This window comes from Pseudorhodoferax sp. (genome assembly GCF_047601025.1).
Lineage (GTDB): Bacteria > Pseudomonadota > Gammaproteobacteria > Burkholderiales > Burkholderiaceae_C > Pseudorhodoferax.
Genome location: NZ_JASGJZ010000001.1, coordinates 5109600 through 5127374, shown reverse-complemented (window position 1 = coordinate 5127374; position 17775 = coordinate 5109600). Strand labels below are relative to the sequence as shown.

Below are 17775 nucleotides of genomic sequence, written 5' to 3'. Positions count from 1 at the left end.
CGCTACAGCACGGCGCCCGCCGCGCGCATGGCCTGCTGTTCCTGCGCCGAGAAGCCCCAGTCGCCCAGCACGGCGTCGCTGTCCTGGCCGGGATGGGGCGGCGGGTTCTGGATGGCGCCGGGCGTGCGGCTGAAGCGCGGCGCAGGCGCGGGCTGGATCACGCCGTCCACCTCGACGAAGCTGCCGCGCTGCTGGATGTGGGCATGGCGCGGCGCTTCGGCCAGCGACAGCACAGGCACGATGCACGACTGCGTGCCGGCAGCCAGCGCCGCCCATTCGTCGCGCGTGCGGGTCTTGAAGGCCTCGGCGAAGCGCTGCTTCATCAGCGGCCAGCCGGCCTGGTCGTGCTGTTCGGGCAGATCCTGCGCGTTCAGGCCCAGTACGCGCAGGGCTTCCTGGTAGAAGCGCGTTTCGTTGGCGCCGATGCTGACGTGCTTGCCGTCCTTGGTTTCGTAGACGTTGTACCAGGGCGCGCCGGTGTCCAGGCGGTTCGTGCCGCGCTCGTCCTTCCAGTAGCCGGCCGCGTGGAAGCCGTAGATCAGCGTCATCAGCGATGTCGCGCCGTCGACCATGGCCGCGTCCACCACTTGGCCCTGGCCCGAACTGCGGGCTTCGAGCAGCGCGCTGAGCACGCCCAAGGCCAGGTAGAGCGAGCCGCCGCCGAAGTCGCCCACCAGGTTCAGCGGGATCGCGGGCGCCTCGCCCGCGCGGCCCATGGCGTGCAGGGCGCCGGTCAGCGAGATGTAGTTGACATCGTGACCCGGCGCCTGGGCCAGCGGTCCGTCCTGGCCCCAGCCCGTCATGCGGCCGTAGACCAGGCGCGGATTGGCCTTCAGGCAGGCGTCGGGCCCCAGGCCCAGGCGCTCCATCACGCCGGGGCGAAAGCCTTCCATCAGTATGTCGGCCTGTTCCACCATGCGCAGCACTGCGGCCACGGCCTCGGGCTTCTTGAGGTTCATCTGCACGCTGCGGCGGCTGCGGTTGAGCAGGTCGAAGCGTGCGTCGATCGGCGCGCCGCCATCGTGCCCGGCCGGCCGGTCGATGCGCACTATCTCGGCGCCCAGGTCGGCCAGCAGCATGCAGCAGAACGGCGCGGGGCCGATGCTGCCGATTTCGACGATCTTGACGCCCTTCAGCGGGCCTTGTGCCGGGTTCTTCATGAGTGTTCCGTTCTCGAGTGGAGTTGTCGATCGACGCCTGCCGGTCCATCGCTGCTCGCGATGGCGGCAGGCGCATCGTGCGATTGTCCGGATGGCGCGTGGGCCAGCAGGAAATCCGGTACGCGCGTCGCGCGGCGGCTGGCCATGTCCACGGCCACCAGGCACAGCTCGATCAAGGCGATGGGGGCGCCTTCCAGTGTTTCCAGGTAGTGCGCAGTGGCGAAGGACTTGCTCTGGGCATGCATCAGCCATGAGTTCGACCGGAGACCCCTGCCCGCGGGCGCCTGTCCCAGCCAAGTGGCCCGCATCTCCACCACCATGCGTCCCACGCCGCTCTGCGCCGTGAACTGGGGCGAGTAGCTCAGGCTGACATGGTGGTCGTAGCTCGCGTAGCCGAGGTAGCGAAACAGTTCGTCGAACATCAGCGCGCCGGTGTGATCGTAGGCGCCGGGCCTCAGGATTCCGAGATTGGCACGCCGGCCGTCGATCGTGGTGCCTTGGGCCAGTGGCGCGTCATCCAGCAGCCCCCGCGGCAGCGCGTGGGCCAGGGCCTGTTCGTGTACCTGGGGCAGGTGCTGGCTGGCGCAGCCAGGCATGTCCAGCGCCGTGGCCGACAAGGTGCCATCGCTCTCCAGCAGATGCACGACGGCTCCGTTCCACCGCCCGCCCTGGACCGCCACCGAGCGCACGAGCACCGGATCGCCCGAGAGCAGTTCGCGGTGGAAGCGGATGTGCCGCGAACGGATGGTCGCGGTGCCGGGATTGCCTTTGCCGTCGAGCAGGGCGACGGTTTCGGAGGCGTACTGGAACGCGCGCGTGTAGAAGCGGGTATTCCAGTGCCCGTTGTAGTCGCACTCCCAAGTTTCCGCGCGCGTGATGTTGCTGACATAGCCAGCGTCGGTCGGGCCCATGCTGTCCGTCTCCCTGAAAGATCGCGGTTCAGGAACCACCGCGCATCCACGGTGATCCGCAGTTCCCGCGCCGGCTCGCGGTTGCGGGCGATCTCATTGGCCACCTGCCGCGCGAACCATGCCTGTGCAAGCAGGCCGGCCAGGCGTGGGCCGGGCCACGGCTTCCTCGGCGATCAGGCCACGGGCGCCTGGCTTGAAGGCCGGTACCACGGCGGGCCCCACGTTTCCTGCCGGCGGATCACTGGCCGCGCAGCAACTGCTGCAGCTGCGCGTTGTGCTGTCCGACGTCTGGGGCGGGTTCCAGAGGCGCAGGGCGCAGGCGGTCGAAGGACAGGGGCATGCCCACCAGGTCGATCTCCTCCTCGCAGGTCTTGCCCAGGATGCCCAGGGCCTTGGTCTGCGCGTGCTCGTACAGCTCTGCCGTGGTCTGCACCGAGGCGCAGGGCAGGCCGAAGCCGTCGAAGTGCTTTTGCCAGTGGGCGCGCGTGTGCTGCTGCATGACCTGGCCGATCAGCGCATCGATCTCCTTGCGGTTCTCCAGGCGCGCCGCATTGGTGGCGAACTTGGGATCGGCGGCCCATTCGGGATGACCCAGGGCCTCGGCCAGGCGGGCGAACAGCCGGTCGTTGGCGGCGCTGATGATGGCGTAGCCGTCGGCCGCCTCGTAGGCGCGGTGCGGCACGATGAAGGCCACGCCCGAGCCGTGGCGTCCGCCGGGCTCGCCGTCGGCGGCGTAGTTGGCGATGCCGATGGACATCCAGGCGATGGCCGTCTCCAGCAGCGAGCTGTTGACGGTGGCGCCGATCTTCCTGCGCTCGCGGCGCAGCAGCGCCGAGACGACGCCGATCACGGCCCACATGCCGGTGCCAAAGTCCACGATGGACACGCCGGCGCGCACGGGGGCCTGGCCGTCCTCGCCGGTGAGCATCATGATGCCGGAGAAGGCCTGCATCAGCGGGTCGTAGCCCGGCAGCTGGTTCAGCGGGCCGACGTGGCCGTAGGCGCCGACCTCGCAGACCACCAGCGCGGGCTTGCGCGCGCGCAGGCTTTCCGGATCGAGCCGGTACTGGCCGCAGCTGCCCGGGCGCAGGTTGTGCAGGAAGACATCGGCGTGGCGCTCGATCAGGTCGTGCAGCGTGGCCAGCTGCACCGGATCCTTGATGTCCAGGCAGATCGAGCGCTTGCCGCGGTTGAGCGCGTGGAAGGCCGCGCCGCTGCCCCTCCACTGGCTGGGTCCCCAACTGCGCGAGGAGTCGCCGCCGGCGCGCTCGACCTTCCAGACCTCGGCGCCCAGGCCGGCGAGCACGTGGCCGGCGAAGGGGGCCGAGGCGCTGTCGCCCAGCTCCACCACCGTGATGCCGGCCAGCGGCAGATCGGATTGCACATCATCCTGCATCTTCGTCTCCTGAATCCTTGAAAAACAGCTTCTGGAGCCTGTCCCGCAAACGCGGGCGGCCATCATGTTTCGATCACAGAGGGGGAGCTTGCATGGCGCCCCCCGATTCCACGACCTGCTGCGCCTCGTCCGCGCTCAGCCCGTATTCCTTCAGCAACTGCACCGTGTGCTCGCCCAGGCGCGGCGCGGGGTAGCGCTGCTCGGGCTGGCTTTCGCTCCAGGTCTGGGGGATGCCCATCATGCGCAGCAGGCCCTCGCTGGGGTGCTGCTGCAGCTGGAAGAAGTTCACCGCCTGCATGTGCGGATCGCGCAGCAGGGTCTCGGGCGTGTTCATCTCGATGACCGGAATGTCGGCCTCGGTCAGGATGCGCAGCCACTCCGCGGTGGTCTTGGTCTCGAAGGTATCGGCCAGGAACTTGTAGAGATAGCCGATGTTCTCGGTGCGGCCGAAGATCGTGCCGTAGCGCGGGTCGTCGGCCATGTCGGGGCGGCCCACGGCGAGGAAGAAGCGCTGCCAGTGGCGGTCGGTGTAGATGTTCACGCCCAGGTAGCCGTCCTGCGTCTGGTAGGGGCGGCGCTCGGCGCTCATCATGCGCGCGTAGCCCCAGTCGCCGATCGGCGGCTCGAAGGTGTGGCCGTACAAATGGTCGCCCAGCACGAAGTGCGCGAAGGTCTCGAACATCGGCACTTCCACCGACTGGCCGTGGCCGGTCTTCTCGCGGTAGTACAGGGCCATGGCGACGGCGTTGCAGGCGGCCATGCCGACCAGGCGGTCGGCGATGGCCGTGGCCACGTAGGAGGGCGGCCCCGACTTGCGCGCCTGCAGCACCGGCATGCCCACGGCGGCCTGGATCAGGTCGTCGTACGCCGGCCGGGCGGCATAGGGGCCGTTCTGGCCGAAGCCGAACGCGCCGCAGTAGATGATGCGCGGGTTGACGCGCTTCACGTCCTCGTAGGTGAGCCCGAGCTTGGCCATGGCCTGGGGGCGCAGGCTGTGCAGCACCACGTCGGCGCGGGCGAGCATGCGCTGCATCGCCTGCGCGGCCAGGGGCTTCTTCAGGTCCAGCGCCGCGCTGCGCTTGTTGCGGTTCAGGTGCAGGAAGATGACGCTCATGCCCTTGTTGCGGCAGGGGCCGACGCCGCGCGTCGGGTCGCCACCGGGCGCCTCCACCTTGCAGATGTCGGCGCCCATGTCGGCCAGCAGCAGCGACGCATACGGGCCCATGAAGTTCGAGGTCAAGTCGAGGACGCGCACGCCCTCCAGCGGTCCGGCCATGGCTGTCTTATTCCGGCTGGATGTTCAGGGTCTTGAACAGGTCCTGCCAGACCGTCGTTTCGTCGCGGATGTCCTTGGCGAAGGCGGCAGGAGAGGAGGTCGCCACCGAGGCGGTGAGCTTGGTCTCGACTTCCTTGCGGAACGCTTCGTCCTCGAAGATGGCCTGCACGTCGGCGTTGATGCGTCCGACCACGGCCTCGGGCGTGCCCTTGGGCACGAAGAAGCCCGTCCACAGCTGGGGGAGGTAGCCGCTGTAGCCGGTGGCTTCCTTCACCGTGGGCACGTCGGGCAGGCTCGCGTAGCGATGGTTGCTGATGGCCGCCAGCGGCACCATGGCGCCATTGGCGAAGTAGGGCCGGATCGACGCCGGGTTGTTGACGATGAACTGTGCGTCGCCCCGCATCACCGCCAGGTTGGCGTCGTTGACGTTGTTGAAGTTCACCGCCGTATAGCGGGCACCCAACTGCTGGTTCAGGATGGCGTAGGACAGGTTGAAGACGGACGTCGGCCCCAGTCCGGACAGGAAGATTCCCTGGCTGCCCTTCTTGCTGAGCGCGATCAGGTCCTTCAGCGTCTTCGCCTGCTTGGCCGTCTCGGCGTTGGTCGCGATGATGAACTGGTAGTCCAGCACCCTGCGCACCGGCACGATGTCGGTCAGCGGGTCGAAGCGCAGGCCCTTCTGGGTGTACTTGGGCAGGATGGAGCTTTGGGTGGCCAGCAGCAGCGTGTGGCCATCGGTGGCGCGCACCACGTACTCGGTACCCACCACGCCGCCGGCGCCGGGCTTGTTCTCGACGATGACCGGCTGCTTCCAGCGCTGTTCCAGCTTGGGCGCCATCAGCCGCGCCAGCGTATCGCCCGAAGAGCCCGGGCCGATGGCCAGCACGATGCGCACCGGCTTGGACGGCCAATCCTGCGCCTGCGCGCCGCCGGACCAGGCAAGACTGCCCATGGCGCAGGCGGCGAGGGCGGCCGACTGCATCCATGCCCGGCGGCCTAGGTGTTGTTTCATGATCGTCTCCTTGACTGCCTGGACCTGGCTGGCGTCATGCACGCCGGTACATGGTCACCACGCAGGCGCCGCCCAGGCCGATGTTGTGTTGCAGCGCAATGCGTGCGTTCTCGACCTGGCGCTGGCCCGCCGTGCCGCGCAGGTGCCACACCAGCTCGGTGCACTGGGCCAGGCCCGTCGCGCCCAGGGGGTGGCCCTTGGACATCAGCCCGCCCGAAGGGTTGACGACGTACTTGCCGCCGTAGGTGTTGTCGCCGTCGTTGATGAACTTCTCGGCGCCGCCCTCGGGGCACAGGCCCAGGCCCTCGTAGCTGATGACTTCGTTGGGCGTGAAGCAGTCGTGCAGCTCCACCACGTCTACGTCCTCGGGGCCGACGCCGGCCTGTTCATAGACCTGCTTGACCGCGCGGCGCGTCATGTCGGCGCCCACGAGGTTGATGAGGTCGGTCTTGCTGGCCTCGGTATCGGTGGTCATGGCCTGACCGGCGATCTCGATGGCGTTGGTGATGCCGTGCTTCTTGGCGAACGCCTCGCTGCACACGATGGTGGCCGCCGCGCCGCAGGTGGGCGGGCAGGCCATCAGGCGCGTGAGGTAGGGGTACATCTGCGTGGCACCCATGACTTCTTCCACCGTGAGGGGCTTGGTGAACAACGCATAGGGGTTGTTCATCGCGTGGTTGCGCGACTTCACGGCCACCTTGGCGAAGATGTCGGGGTTGGCGCCGTAGCGGTTGATGTAGGCCCAGCCCGCCGAGCCGAACGCCTTGATGGCGCGGGGCGCATCCTGGGGCAGTTCGGGGGCCAGCTTCTGTTGGCACTCGTAGATCCAGCCCACCGGGAGGGTACGGTCGCTCCAGGCGCTGGCCAGCGCGCCGGGCTTCATTTCCTCGAACCCGAAGGCCAGGGCGCATTCGACGACGCCCGCTTCCACGGCCTGGCGCGCCAGGAACAGCGCGGACGAACCCGAGGCGCAGTAGTTGGTCAGGTTGAAGACGGGAATGCCGCTCATGCCCACGTCGTACACCGTGCGCTGGCCGCAGGTGCTGTCGCCATAGACGTAGCCCGCGAACGCCTGCTGCACCTGGTCGTAGCCGATGCCCGCGTCTTCCAGCGCGCCCCGGATGGCCTTGGCCCCCATGACCTCATAGGGTTCGTGCGAGCCCGGCTTGGCGAACTTCACCATGTTGACGCCGATGATTCTGGCTTTGTTGCCCATGTCGGGTCTCCTTCAATGAATCAGGTGGAGGTCGCTTTCGTCGACCTCCAGGACGATGCGCAGGATGGCCTGGCACATGGTCTTGCCGGTGAAGTCGATGCGCAGGCTGCGCGTGGCGCCGCCGCCCAGGGAATTGCGCAGCACGAAGTTCATCGCGTGCAGCGTGCGCACCTCGTAGCGGTCCACGCGGCCCTTGACCATCTCGCCGAAGAACTCCTTGACGCGCTCGGCCGTCAGGTGCTTTTGCAGCAGCGGGTAGAAGCGCGGCTCCTTGGCGATGACGGCGATGTTGCTGATGTCGCCCTTGTCGCCCGAGCGGGCGTACACCAGATCTTTCAATTGCAGCTTGGCCATTTCACAGCTCCCGGATCTCGACGTTCTGCACGACTTCCTCGCGTGCGATCAGCGTGGGCCACAGCGCGAACACTTCGCGCGGGGCGGGCGTGTTCAGCTGGCCGGTGGAGCCGATCGGGCCGGTGCCCATCAGCATCACGCATTCGCGCGCCACCTTGCCGGCCTCGCTGCGGTCGGCGCACTTGGCGGCCACGCGGATGCGCACTTCGTTGATGTCCTCGTCCGGCTCGGGCGAAGCCGACCAGTGGCAGGAGTCGACGCCGATCATGTCGAAGCGCACCTCCTCGGCCTTGAGGTTGACCATCTCGAAGCGCTTCTTGATGATCTCGAACGAGCGGCGCGCCTTGGCCACCGCGTCGGGCCAGGTCACGGAGGACTCGACCTCGCCGATGTAGCCGTCGGTGTAGGCGATGCCCGCCTTGAGCGTGGCCGGCGCGGGCTTGCCCTTGGCGCCCCAGACCTTCACGCGGTCCTTGGCCACCACTTCCATCTCCACGTTGGTGAAGTCGGTGATGACTTCGGGCATCAGGTAGTTGCCGGGGTCGTGCACTTCGTACAGCAGGTGCTCGGTCAGCGTGATCTTGTTGACCAGGCCGCCGGTGCCGTCCACCTTGGTGATGAACAGCTCGCCCTTGTCGTTGACTTCGGCGATGGGGTAGCCGATGTTCCAGGGATCGGGAACTTCCTTCCACAACCCGGAGATGCCGCCGGTACAGGCCGCGCCGCATTCGATCAGGTGGCCGGCGGTGATGCCGACGGCCAGCTTGTCCCACTCGTCCCACTTCCAGCCGAATTCGTAGACCAGGGGCGCCAGGATCGCCGCGTCGTCGGTGGCGCGGTCGGAAATGATGATGTCGCAGCCTTGCTGGAGCGCTTCCACGTAGCCGTAGGCGCCGGAATAGACGTAGGAGCCGACGATGCGGTCGCGCACCCGGCCCAGGTCATCGTCGCCGTTGTCCAGGTTGGTGAACTTGACACCCTTGTCGAGCAGTTCCTCAACCTTCTGCTGGATGTCGTTGGTCGTGACGATGCCGACCTTGAGCTTGGTGATGCCCAGCTCCTTGGCCGATGCCAGGATGGTGTCGGCACAGGCCTGGGGATTGGCGGCGCCCGCGTTGGTCAGGATCTTGATGCCTTTTTCCAGGCAGATCGGCAGCACGCCGCGCACCACGGCGCGGATCGAAGGCACGAAGCCTTGCGCGGGATTCTTCTTCTGCATCTTCTGCAGCAGAGGAATCGTGGGCTCGCCCAGGAAGTCGTAGGCGAGGTACTGCACGTTGCCATGCTTGGCGATCTCGATCGCGGGATCGAGGTTGTCGCCCCAGAACCCGCTTCCAGAGCCTATTCTGACTGTCTTCATGATCTTTCGGTCCTATGGTTGCAGGGGCGTGGACCGCATGGTCCACGCCCCTGTGTCTCGCACCTCGTCAGGCCGGGGTCTTGGGAGCGGGCAGGGTCGAGGCGACCAGCGCATCCAGGTCTTCGCGGCGGCGCAGCATCAGCAGGCTCCATTCGCCTTGCTGCACGACGTCGCCATCCTGGTTCAGCACCTGCATCAGGAACTGGATGACGCCGTACTTGTCGTCCTTGACCTTCTTGCCGATCACGGTGGCGCGGGCGAACACGGTGTCGTCGATCAGCACGGGCTTCAGGAAGCGCATGTTGTCGATGCCGTAGTTGGCCTGGATGCCCAGGCCGAACTGGATCAGGCCGGTGGCGATCGAGTAGGTCAGCGCGCCCTGCACCAGGCGCTTGCCGAAGCGGGTCTTGGAGGCGTAGAGCGTGTTGGAGTGGATCGCGATCCAGTTGCCGGTGAGGGCGCAGTAGTTCACCACGTCGGTCTCGGTGATGGTGCGGCCGCCGGAATTGAAGACCTGGCCGTCTTCCAGTTCGTCGAAGGTCTGGTTGATCTGGTTGTTGATCAAGCTCATGTCTATCTCCTGTTGGTTTCGTTGATGCGGTATCGGCATTCCCCCGCGAACAGCTGTTCGCGGGGGAGCGCGGAGCGGGCGTGCCGGGTTACAGGCGCAGCGACCGGGCGATGATGGTGCGCTGGATCTGCGAGGTGCCGCCGCCGATCGTGCACTGGATGGATTCGCGCAGGTAGCGCTCCATGTCGGCCTCGGGCAGGTTGGCGAAGCCGCCGAGAATCTGCATGCCGTCGAGCGCGCACTGCTTGAGGGTTTCGGAGGCGAACAGCTTGGCCATGGAGGTTTCGGTCGGAGCAGCCTGGCCGTTGTTCTTGGCCACTGCCGCGCGGTAGACCAGCAGGCGAGCCGCATCGACGCGGGTCTGGTCTTCCGCCAGCATGTGCTTGAGCACCTGGAAGTTGAAGATCGGCTGGCCGAACTGGGTGCGCTGGTGCGCGTAGCGGTTGGCGTTGTTCACGGCCTCCTGGGCGTTGCCGGTGTAGGCGGCGGCGACGGCGCAGCGCTCCAGCTCCAGGTGGTTCAGGATGATCTCGTGGCCTTGGCCTTCGACGCCGAGGATCGCATCGCCGGGGATGACCACGTTGTCGAGGAAGATCTCGGTGGTGCCGGTGGCGTGGCGCGACAGCGTGGGCAGCTTGTTGATGACCATGCCCGGGGTGGTGTTCGGGATGAGCATCATGGACAGGCCGCCGTGCTTGTTGTTCATGTCGGTGCGCACCAGCATGGCGATGACGGTGTCCTTGGCATGCGCGCCCGAGCAGAACATCTTCGCGCCGTTGATGACCCAGTCGCCGTTCTCGTTCTTCTTGGCGTGGGTCTTCGTCGCGAACACGTCGGAGCCTGCGTCGGGCTCGGTCATCGACACCGAGAAGCGGATCTTGCCTTCGATGAAGGGCTTGACGTACATCTCCTTCTGCTTGGGCGAGCCGTACTTGGCGATGTTCATCGCGGTGAAGGTGGGCACCAGGATGGCGGCGGCGAAGTCGAAGCCGAACTTGCCCAGGCCTTCGGCCATCAGGATGTAGTCGAAAACGCTGCCGCCCGCGCCGCCTTCTTCTTCGGAGAACAGCAGGCCCAGCCAGCCCTGCTTGGCGATCTTGTCGTAGGCCTCGTAGGGGTAGTCACGGTTCTGGTCGCACTTGCGGATGTATTCGCAGGTGACCTCGTTGTCCATGAACTTGTTGACGCTGTCGAGCCACATCTGCTGCGAGTCGTCGAGGAAATTGGCCATGGTCGGTTGCTCCTGTGGTGTGTTGAAAGTGCCGGATGCACGTGCTGCTAGGCCTGCCTAGCGTAAGAAAAGCGGCTTGTGAAGCCAAGTTGCGAATTTCGAAACTTCGTTTCGAAGCGCCCGAATCGGGGTTCCCCGGCGGGAAAGCCGGATGGCGGTGCGCTCGGCGGTGCGCGCGCCGCGGGCGGCTTCGCGTTGCCGTGCATCGGCCGGGCCCTCAGGCGTTCCCGGCCGGGTCAGCCTTCGATCGATGCATGCGAGTTGCGGTGCAGCGTCAGCCCCCCGTCCACGGGCAGGATCACGCCCGTGACGAATTCCGACATGTCCGAGGCCAGGAACAGCGCGGCATCGGCGATGTAGCGCGGGTTGCCCTCGATGGGCAGCGGTTGCATCAGCGCGAACTTGTTCTCGGCCAGCATGCCGCTGCCCAGTGCGTGCTTGTCCCACAGCGCCGTGCGGAACGCGCCCGGCACGATGGTGTTGACGCGGATGCGGTGCTTGCCCAGCTTCAGTGCCGAGTGCTGGCCCAGCATCAGCACGGCGGATTTCGCGGTGCTGTAGGCCAGCGGGCCCGAGCCGCCCAGGCGTACGCCCGCGCCCGACGACGTCAGGATGATGGAGCCGCCGCCGCGCGCCTTCATCGGTTCCACCGATACCTTGACCGCCAGCATGCTGGCGGTCAGCAGCATGTCCATGGCGGCGTTCCACTGCTCGACCGCCATCTCCTCGATGCCGGCCGGCGTGCCCACCGTGCCCGCGTTGTGGTACATCACGTCCAGCCCGCCGAAGTGCGTCACGGCCGCATTCACCGCCTCGCGCAGGTCGCTTTCCTTGCGCACGTCCGTCTGCACGAAGCGCACCGCGTCGCCCAGCCGCTCTTGCGCGGTGCGGCCGGCCTCGGCATCGATGTCCGCGATCACGACCTTGGCGCCGTGGGCCACGAATTTCTCGGCCGAGACCAGGCCGAAGCCGGCCGCGCCTCCGGTGATGACGGCCACGCGGCCTTGCAGAAGCTGAGTCATGTCGTTCTCCGTTCAGGGGGCAGGGACGAACCGGCCATCTTTGAGCACCAGCACCATGGCGCCGAAATGGGGCCTGCGGTCCGTCTGGTTCCACAGGCCCGAGCCGCCGAGGATGGGCACGTCGCGCAGCGTCGCGTAGGCATCGCGCACCTTCTCGGGCGTCGGATTCGGGCCAGCCGCCTCGATGGCGGCCAGCCCCACTTGGGCGAACGAGTAGCCGATGGTGGCCCAGCTGTCCGCTTCCACGCCGTAGCGGGCCTTGTAGGCGGCGGCGAACGCCTGGTTCAGCGGCCGGTCGATGCCGGGCAGGTGGTCGGCCACCGCGATCGAGCCCTCGGCGGCCTTGCCCGTCATCTCCACGAACTTGAGGGATGCCATGGCGTTGGAGCCGATGAACTGCATCTTGCCGGACAGCCCGGACTGGTGCAGCTGCAGCAGCACATTGGCGGTCTGCTCCGTGAGCGCCGAGATGTAGACCGCGTCCGCGTCCATGGACTTGATCTTGGTCGCCAGCGGCTGGAAGTTGGAGTCGGTGCCGACGATGGCTTCCTCGCCCACCACCGTGCCGCCGCCGGCCTTGAAGGCATCGCGGAACGCGCTCTTCTGCTCGATCAGCGCTTCGTTGGTCCGGTCGAAGACGAGGACCACCTTCCTGGCCGGGGTTTTCTCCAGCACGTACTTGGCCACCTGCGGCGTGGTGGCGACCGCGGGCTGCTGGAACATCAGGCTCCAGGGGCCGAACTTGAGCACCGCGTCCGAGGTGGCGAAGCTCAGGACCGGCACGCGCCTGTCGTTGAAGATCGGCGCCACGGCCACGCTCTCGGCGGTGGTGGACGGGCCGAAGGCGAGCACCGCCCGATCGCGGCTGATGGCCTGGTTGGCGAGGTTGATGGCCTGGCCCTTGTCGGTGGCGGTGTCATGCTCGATCAGCCGGATCTTCTGCCCGTTCACGCCGCCCTTGCGGTTGAACTCCTCCACCGCCAGCCGGATGGAGTTCTGGTAGTTGGCGCCGGCAAACGCCGCCGCGCCCGTCATGGCCTGGAACGACGTCACCGGAATGTCCTGCGCCTGGGCTGCGGCGGCCAGCCAGGCCAGGGCGGCCGCGCCGGCCAGCTTCGAAGGGATGGAATGCAAGGTTCGTCTCCTCGGGTCGCCGTCGGGCTTCATGGGGCGACGGCGAACTTGCCGTCCTTGACGACCAGCACCGTGGCGCCGAAGTGGGGCTTGCGGTCCGTCTGGTTCCACAGGCCCGAGCCGCCCAGGATCGGCACGTCGCGCAGGCGCATGAAGGCGTCGCGCACCTTCTCGCGGGTCGGGTTCGGGCCGGCCTCCTTCAGGCTGGCCAGGCCCACCAGGGCGAGGGAATAGCCCACGGCCGCCCAGCTGTCGGGCTCGCCGCCGTACCGGGCCCGGTAGGCGGTTTCGAACGCCTTGTTGAGCGGGCGGTCCATGCCGATCACGTGGTCGGACACCGCCATCGCTCCTTCCGCGGCCTTGCCTGCGACGGCCAGGAACTTCGGCGAGACCATGGCCACGGCACCGATGAAGCGCACCGCATCGGGCAGGCCCGCCTGGCGCAGCTGCAGGATGATGTTGGCCGATTGCTCGGGATAGGTGGCCAGGTAGATGGCATCGATGTCCATGGCCTTGAGCTTGGTGGCCAGCGGCAGGAAGTTGGAATCGGCGGTGACCACTGCCTCCTCGGCCACCACGGTCCCGCCCCCGGCCTTGAACGGATCGCGGAAGTTGTTTTTGGAGTCGATCCACGCCTCGTTCGTGCGGTCGAAGACGAAGGCCACCTTGCGGATCGGCGTCTTCTCCAGCGTGTACTGCGCGACCAGGGCGCTGACCACGCCGGGCGACTGCTGGAACTTCATGCTCCAGGTGCCGGCCTTGAGTACGGCGTCCGAGGTGCCGAAGTGCAGGTCGGGCGTGCGCTTCTCGTTGAAGACCGGCGCCACCGCGAGGGAATCGGCGGTGGAGGTGGGGCCGAGCACGAGCAGCGCGCGGTCCCGGTCGATGGCCTGGTTGGCGAGGTTGATGGCCTGGCTCTTGTCGCTGCCGTTGTCGCGCTCGATGAGCTTGATCTTGGCGCCGTGGATGCCGCCCTTGGCGTTGGCCTCGTCGATGGCCATGCGGATGGAGTTCTGGAAGAACACCCCGCCATAGGCCAGCGCGCCCGTGGAGGCCTGGATCGACACCACGGTGAGCTCGTCCTGCGCATGGGCCGCCGTGGCGGAGAGGGCGGCCAGCGCGATGGCGCAAACCAGTTTCCCGAATGGATGGGGCATCGATGTCTCCTGCAGTGGGCTACGTGTGGGGCCGCGGCTCAGCGCGCGACATAGCCGCCGTCGACGGGCAGGGCGACGCCCGTCACGTACGAGGCGTCGTCCGACAGCAGCCACAGGGCCGCATGGGCGATTTCGTGGGGCTGGGCCAGGCGCCCCAGCGGCACGGCGGCCACGATGCGCGCCTGGTTGGCGGCCTGGCCGGCTTCGTCGACGTTGCGGCCCATGAACGCGGGCAGCATCGGCGTGTCGACGGGGCCGGGGCAGACGGCGTTGACGCGGATGCCGTCGGCCGCGAACCGCTGGGCCAGCGATTGCGTGAAGCCGACCAGGCCGAATTTCAGCGCCGAGTACACGGGGCTGAAGGTCGAGCCCACCAGCCCGGCCACCGACGAGGTGAACAGCATCGCGCCGCCGCCCGCCGTGCGCATGTGCGGGGCGGCCTCGCCCGCGCAGACCAGGGCCGAGGTCAGGTTCAGTGCCACGGCGGCGTCGAAATCCTGGATGTCGATGCCTTCGACGGCGACCGGGCCGGGGGAGCCCGCATGCGCCCACAGCACGTCGACGCCTTCCATCCAGGCGGCGGCCTCGGCCATGACGCGCCGGCATTCCCCGGGCTTGGACAGGTCGGCCACGAAGCCCTTGGCGCGGCCGCCGGCCCCGGTCACCTCGCCGACGACGGCGGCGGTGCGCTCGGCACTGATGTCCACCACGGCGACCGTGGCGCCTTGCTGCGCGAACAGCATGCAGCCCGCGCGGCCCATGCCTGACGCGCCGGCGGTCACGATGGCGCGCTTGCCCTGCATCCGCATGCCGGAAGTCATGTCCTGTCTCCGTTCTTGATTTCTGGAAGAGGCCGCACGTTAGGAATAGGCCGCTGGGCGGTCAATTGACGATGCGTGAACCGTCGATTCGACGTCGTCGAATCCGTGCGCAGCGGTTTCCCGGGCGTGAAGGTGCGCTTCGAGAATATCGAATTGAATTGGTCATTCGTTCTGGGTAGGCTGCGCCGTTCGCTTGGAGAACACTTTCGCCGCATACACGAAGGAGACTTTCACATGGCAAATCCGTCGTCTGATCTGGAAAAAAGGATGCAGCAGATCCTGGACAAGGAAGAGATCCGTGAACTGATGTCGAAGTACTGCCACGGCATCGACAAGAAGGACGAAGCGCTTTTCATGAGCATCTGGGCCGAGGATGGCAACTACGAGTTGCCTCGCGGCAATGGAACCGGCACGGAAGGCATTCGCCAGCTGGTGCAGAAGGTCTGGCGCGAAGTGCCGAAATGCCATCACCACATCACCAATCCGCTGATCGAGGTGAATGGCGACGGGGCAACGGCCAAAACCGACGTCACGTATTTCCGGGAAACCGCCGATGGCGTGCACTGCCTGCTTTCGGGCATGTACAGCTTCGAGTTCGCGAAGGTGAATGGCGCGTGGAAAACCAGGCATTTGAAGTTCTCCAGCTTCGTCAACGCCAGCCCGATCTTCAAGGAAAATCTCAAAGGCTGAGGTAGGTATTCAAGACCGCTTCGGTCCCAAAGCGCGCATGCAGCGAATGCATGCGCCTTTTCCTATCGGCGGGTGGGCGGTCCGGCCGAAGCGATGCACGCGGGCGCAGGTCAAGGGCCCACCTGATCGAGCAGCCTGCAAGGTGCGGCCTCGACCTGGCGGGCCGTCCGCCATCGGCTATTGGGCCGGCGCGCCCGCGTAGACGATGAACTCGAGGAGATTGCCGTCAGGGTCGCGGATGTAGATGCTGGTGCCATCGCCTCGCGCGCCCACGCGCTTCACCGGCCCTTCCTCGATGTGTGCGTTGGCGGACTTCAACGTCTCGATCAGCGCGTCCTGCGTGCCGTTCCAGACGAAGCAGAAATCGCCGCAGGCCGGAACCGCCGTGGGGCCGCGCAGCGTGAACGCGGGGTTTTCCCAGCGCAGGGGCATGTGGAAGTTGATCTTGTTGGCGCCGAAGTGCACGGCGAACGATTCCTCGTCGCGCGCCAGCCAGGCCTCCGGCTCCGGCGTGCGGAAACCGAGTGCGCGGTAGAAGTACATCATTTCGCGCGGGCGCCGGCAGGGGACTGCCACGTGGTCGAATGCTGCGATGGACATGTGAGGATTCCGGATTTCGATGGTCAGGCTGTGGAGAGGTCGAGCGCTGGAGCCTACGCCTGCATGGTCTCCGATACCAGCTGGTAGACCACTTCCACGGCATCGCGGCCGCGCGGCTGCGTCATGTCGCCGGCCAGTTCGCCGGCCAGCGAGACCACCGAGCTCATGACCGCGCCTGCGGCCTCGAACCGGCGGAAGGCCGCCGCCTCGGATCGCTCGCCCAGTCCGGCGCAGGCATCCACCACCACGTAGACGCGGTAGCCATTGGCGATGCCGGACAGCGTCAGCCAGTGCACCACGATCTCGGTCGCGATGCCGCAGACGATGAGCGTGCGCCGGCCGGTGGCGGACAGCGCGTCGCGGATCGCGGTGTTCTCGAAGGAGTCCGGCGTGGTGCGCTGCAGGTGCTGGTAGCGGCTGCGCACCTGCGTGATCTGCGGCACCACTTCGGGCTCGCCGCCGCCGCGCTTGGGAATGGTGAGCGCCAGCGTCGGCAGGTCGAACAGTTCGGCCAGCCTGGCCAGGCCCTGGACGGAGCGCAGCAGGCGCGCCGGCTCGACGGTGAGCGGCAGGTTGACGATGCCGGTCTGCACGTCGGCGAATACCACCACCGCGTCGGACGGCTGCAGCTTGGGGTTGACGACCATGGCGTGGATCTCCTTCATCGATGGCCTTGCGCTGGCCGCCCCTGGGCGGCCAGCATTTCCTCGGGGCCCAGGCCCAGCAGGCCGGACAGCACTTCCTCGTTGTGCTCGCCCAGCCGCGGGCCGGTCCAGCGGATCTGTCCGGGCGTACGGGTGAGCCGGGGCATCACGTTGGGCATGGCGAAGGTTCCGCCGCGCTCGCACGGCGCCTGCACGATCGCCTCGCGGGCCTGGAAATGCGGGTCCTGGAGCATGTCGGGCACGCGGTAGATCGCACCGAACACGATGCCGTGGCGGTCCAGGATCTCCTGCAGCTGGGCCGTCGGGAAGCGCCGCGTCCAGTCGGCGACGATGCCGTCGAGCAGTTCCTGGTGATCGGCCCGCGCGCGGTGGGTGGCGAAGCGCGGGTCGCCGGCCAGCTCTGGCTGGCCCATCGCTTCGCACAGGTGCGGGAACAGCGTGTCCTGGTTGGCCGCGATGATCAGCTCGCCGTCGGCCGTGGGATAGACGTTCGACGGCGCGATGCCCTTGAGCGTGCTGCCCATGCGCTGGCGCACCCGGCCTTCCACGGTGTACTCGGGGACCATCGCCTCGGTGCAGGCGAGCACCGATTCGTAGATGGCCGTGTCGACCACCTGGCCCCGGCCCGAGCGGTGGCGCTCCTGCAGCGCAGCCAGCGCGCCGACGATGGAGTACAGGCCCGCCAGCGAATCGCCGATGCTCAGGCCCAGGCGCGGCGGCGGCCGGTCGGGAAAGCCGACCACGTAGCGCAGCCCGCCCATGGCCTCGCCGGTGGAGGCGTAGGCGGCGCGGCGCGCATACGGCCCGGTCTGGCCGAAGCCGCTGGTGCGCAGCATGATGAGGCCGGGGTTGAGCGCCGACAGCTGCTCATAGCCCAGCCCCCAGGCTTCCAGCGTGCCGGGGCGGAAGTTCTCGATCAGGATGTCGGCCTCTTGCACCAGCCGCTTGAACGCCGCCTGGCCGGCCGCGCAGCGCAGGTCCAGCTCCACGGATTTCTTGTTGCGCGCCACGATGGGCCACCACAGCGCGTCGAACCACTGGCGCATGGGGTCGCCCTTCCCGGGCATCTCGATCTTGATGACCTCGGCCCCGAGGTCGCCCAGCACCTGTCCCGCGTAGGGGCCGGCCAGCAGGATGCCGGCCTCCACCACCTTCAGGCCCGCCAGCGGCGCGGCCGAGGTCTCTGCATGCAGCATCGG

Annotated in this window: 18 protein-coding genes; 1 reads left to right on the top strand and 17 read right to left on the bottom strand. The window is 67.3% G+C overall.

Annotated elements, in window-relative coordinates; translation table 11 throughout:
* Window positions 1-2: 2 nt before the first annotated feature.
* The 14 genes from QM782_RS23660 to QM782_RS23595 all read right to left on the bottom strand — a co-directional run bounded on the left by QM782_RS23660 (window position 3) and on the right by QM782_RS23595 (window position 14621).
* Entirely contained in the window at window positions 3-1160 is a 1158-nt protein-coding gene (locus QM782_RS23660; RefSeq protein ID WP_415205313.1) for a CaiB/BaiF CoA transferase family protein, read from the bottom strand.
* Window positions 1157-2071 carry a thioesterase family protein gene (locus QM782_RS23655; RefSeq protein ID WP_415205312.1) on the bottom strand — a complete coding sequence of 305 codons (915 nt, stop codon included), beginning with the start codon at window positions 2069-2071 and terminating at the stop codon, window positions 1157-1159. The genes QM782_RS23660 and QM782_RS23655 overlap by 4 nt, the downstream gene beginning before the upstream one ends.
* A 238-nt stretch (window positions 2072-2309) precedes the next feature.
* Window positions 2310-3467, bottom strand: coding sequence for a CaiB/BaiF CoA transferase family protein (locus tag QM782_RS23650; RefSeq protein WP_415205311.1), 1158 nt, complete (start codon window positions 3465-3467; stop codon window positions 2310-2312).
* Between the two features lie 73 nt (window positions 3468-3540).
* The gene (locus QM782_RS23645; RefSeq protein WP_415205310.1) at window positions 3541-4743 is read right to left on the bottom strand and encodes a CaiB/BaiF CoA transferase family protein; all 1203 of its coding nucleotides are present in this window, start codon (window positions 4741-4743) and stop codon (window positions 3541-3543) included.
* Between the two features lie 7 nt (window positions 4744-4750).
* Window positions 4751-5755 carry a Bug family tripartite tricarboxylate transporter substrate binding protein gene (locus QM782_RS23640; protein ID WP_415205309.1) on the bottom strand — a complete coding sequence of 335 codons (1005 nt, stop codon included), beginning with the start codon at window positions 5753-5755 and terminating at the stop codon, window positions 4751-4753.
* 34 nt (window positions 5756-5789) lie between these two features.
* Window positions 5790-6971: a lipid-transfer protein gene (locus tag QM782_RS23635; RefSeq protein ID WP_415205308.1), complete on the bottom strand. Its 1182-nt coding sequence runs from the start codon at window positions 6969-6971 to the stop codon at window positions 5790-5792.
* 12 nt (window positions 6972-6983) lie between these two features.
* Window positions 6984-7325 (bottom strand): hypothetical protein, encoded by a 342-nt coding sequence (locus tag QM782_RS23630; RefSeq protein WP_415205307.1) that lies wholly within the window; start codon window positions 7323-7325, stop codon window positions 6984-6986.
* A 1-nt stretch (window position 7326) separates the two neighbouring features.
* The gene (locus tag QM782_RS23625; RefSeq protein ID WP_415205306.1) at window positions 7327-8685 is read right to left on the bottom strand and encodes an acyclic terpene utilization AtuA family protein; all 1359 of its coding nucleotides are present in this window, start codon (window positions 8683-8685) and stop codon (window positions 7327-7329) included.
* Between the two features lie 67 nt (window positions 8686-8752).
* Entirely contained in the window at window positions 8753-9256 is a 504-nt protein-coding gene (locus tag QM782_RS23620) for a MaoC/PaaZ C-terminal domain-containing protein (protein WP_415205305.1), read from the bottom strand.
* Window positions 9257-9344: 88 nt separating this feature from the next.
* Window positions 9345-10487: an acyl-CoA dehydrogenase family protein gene (locus QM782_RS23615; protein WP_415205304.1), complete on the bottom strand. Its 1143-nt coding sequence runs from the start codon at window positions 10485-10487 to the stop codon at window positions 9345-9347.
* 236 nt (window positions 10488-10723) lie between these two features.
* Window positions 10724-11509 carry an SDR family NAD(P)-dependent oxidoreductase gene (locus QM782_RS23610; RefSeq protein WP_415205303.1) on the bottom strand — a complete coding sequence of 262 codons (786 nt, stop codon included), beginning with the start codon at window positions 11507-11509 and terminating at the stop codon, window positions 10724-10726.
* A 12-nt stretch (window positions 11510-11521) separates the two neighbouring features.
* Entirely contained in the window at window positions 11522-12643 is a 1122-nt protein-coding gene (locus QM782_RS23605) for an ABC transporter substrate-binding protein (RefSeq protein ID WP_415205302.1), read from the bottom strand.
* Window positions 12644-12672: 29 nt separating this feature from the next.
* A complete protein-coding gene (locus QM782_RS23600; RefSeq protein ID WP_415205301.1) occupies window positions 12673-13800 on the bottom strand; it encodes an ABC transporter substrate-binding protein in 1128 nt (375 codons plus the stop codon).
* Between the two features lie 38 nt (window positions 13801-13838).
* Window positions 13839-14621, bottom strand: coding sequence for an SDR family NAD(P)-dependent oxidoreductase (locus QM782_RS23595; protein ID WP_415205300.1), 783 nt, complete (start codon window positions 14619-14621; stop codon window positions 13839-13841).
* A 75-nt stretch (window positions 14622-14696) separates the two neighbouring features.
* Between QM782_RS23595 and QM782_RS23590 the strand changes: the two genes are divergently transcribed.
* Window positions 14697-15311, top strand: a complete 615-nt coding sequence (locus QM782_RS23590) for a nuclear transport factor 2 family protein (RefSeq protein ID WP_415205299.1) — start codon at window positions 14697-14699, stop codon at window positions 15309-15311.
* A 177-nt stretch (window positions 15312-15488) separates the two neighbouring features.
* On the opposite strand, the gene QM782_RS23585 is transcribed toward QM782_RS23590, so the two are convergent.
* Genes QM782_RS23585 through QM782_RS23575 form a run of 3 tightly spaced genes read right to left on the bottom strand, consistent with a single transcriptional unit; the run spans window position 15489 to window position 17772 of the window.
* Window positions 15489-15911 (bottom strand): VOC family protein, encoded by a 423-nt coding sequence (locus tag QM782_RS23585; protein ID WP_415205298.1) that lies wholly within the window; start codon window positions 15909-15911, stop codon window positions 15489-15491.
* A 53-nt stretch (window positions 15912-15964) separates the two neighbouring features.
* Entirely contained in the window at window positions 15965-16576 is a 612-nt protein-coding gene (locus QM782_RS23580) for an isochorismatase family protein (RefSeq protein ID WP_415205297.1), read from the bottom strand.
* A complete protein-coding gene (locus QM782_RS23575; RefSeq protein WP_415205296.1) occupies window positions 16573-17772 on the bottom strand; it encodes a CaiB/BaiF CoA transferase family protein in 1200 nt (399 codons plus the stop codon). Before QM782_RS23575 ends, QM782_RS23580 begins: the two co-directional genes overlap by 4 nt.
* Window positions 17773-17775 lie beyond the last annotated feature (3 nt).

Excerpts from the sequence above, each read along its gene's own strand:
- QM782_RS23580 (WP_415205297.1), bottom strand. The coding sequence starts at position 16,576 with ATGAAGGAGATCCACGCCATGGTCGTCAACCCCAAGCTGCAGCCGTCC.
- QM782_RS23645 (WP_415205310.1), bottom strand. The coding sequence starts at position 4,743 with ATGGCCGGACCGCTGGAGGGCGTGCGCGTCCTCGACTTGACCTCGAAC.
- QM782_RS23595 (WP_415205300.1), bottom strand. The coding sequence starts at position 14,621 with ATGACTTCCGGCATGCGGATGCAGGGCAAGCGCGCCATCGTGACCGCC.
- QM782_RS23585 (WP_415205298.1), bottom strand. The coding sequence starts at position 15,911 with ATGTCCATCGCAGCATTCGACCACGTGGCAGTCCCCTGCCGGCGCCCG.
- QM782_RS23630 (WP_415205307.1), bottom strand. The coding sequence starts at position 7,325 with ATGGCCAAGCTGCAATTGAAAGATCTGGTGTACGCCCGCTCGGGCGAC.
- QM782_RS23635 (WP_415205308.1), bottom strand. The coding sequence starts at position 6,971 with ATGGGCAACAAAGCCAGAATCATCGGCGTCAACATGGTGAAGTTCGCC.
- QM782_RS23615 (WP_415205304.1), bottom strand. The coding sequence starts at position 10,487 with ATGGCCAATTTCCTCGACGACTCGCAGCAGATGTGGCTCGACAGCGTC.
- QM782_RS23650 (WP_415205311.1), bottom strand. The coding sequence starts at position 3,467 with ATGCAGGATGATGTGCAATCCGATCTGCCGCTGGCCGGCATCACGGTG.
- QM782_RS23575 (WP_415205296.1), bottom strand. The coding sequence starts at position 17,772 with ATGCTGCATGCAGAGACCTCGGCCGCGCCGCTGGCGGGCCTGAAGGTG.
- QM782_RS23620 (WP_415205305.1), bottom strand. The coding sequence starts at position 9,256 with ATGAGCTTGATCAACAACCAGATCAACCAGACCTTCGACGAACTGGAA.
- QM782_RS23625 (WP_415205306.1), bottom strand. The coding sequence starts at position 8,685 with ATGAAGACAGTCAGAATAGGCTCTGGAAGCGGGTTCTGGGGCGACAAC.
- QM782_RS23655 (WP_415205312.1), bottom strand. The coding sequence starts at position 2,071 with ATGGGCCCGACCGACGCTGGCTATGTCAGCAACATCACGCGCGCGGAA.
- QM782_RS23640 (WP_415205309.1), bottom strand. The coding sequence starts at position 5,755 with ATGAAACAACACCTAGGCCGCCGGGCATGGATGCAGTCGGCCGCCCTC.
- QM782_RS23660 (WP_415205313.1), bottom strand. The coding sequence starts at position 1,160 with ATGAAGAACCCGGCACAAGGCCCGCTGAAGGGCGTCAAGATCGTCGAA.
- QM782_RS23610 (WP_415205303.1), bottom strand. The coding sequence starts at position 11,509 with ATGACTCAGCTTCTGCAAGGCCGCGTGGCCGTCATCACCGGAGGCGCG.
- QM782_RS23600 (WP_415205301.1), bottom strand. The coding sequence starts at position 13,800 with ATGCCCCATCCATTCGGGAAACTGGTTTGCGCCATCGCGCTGGCCGCC.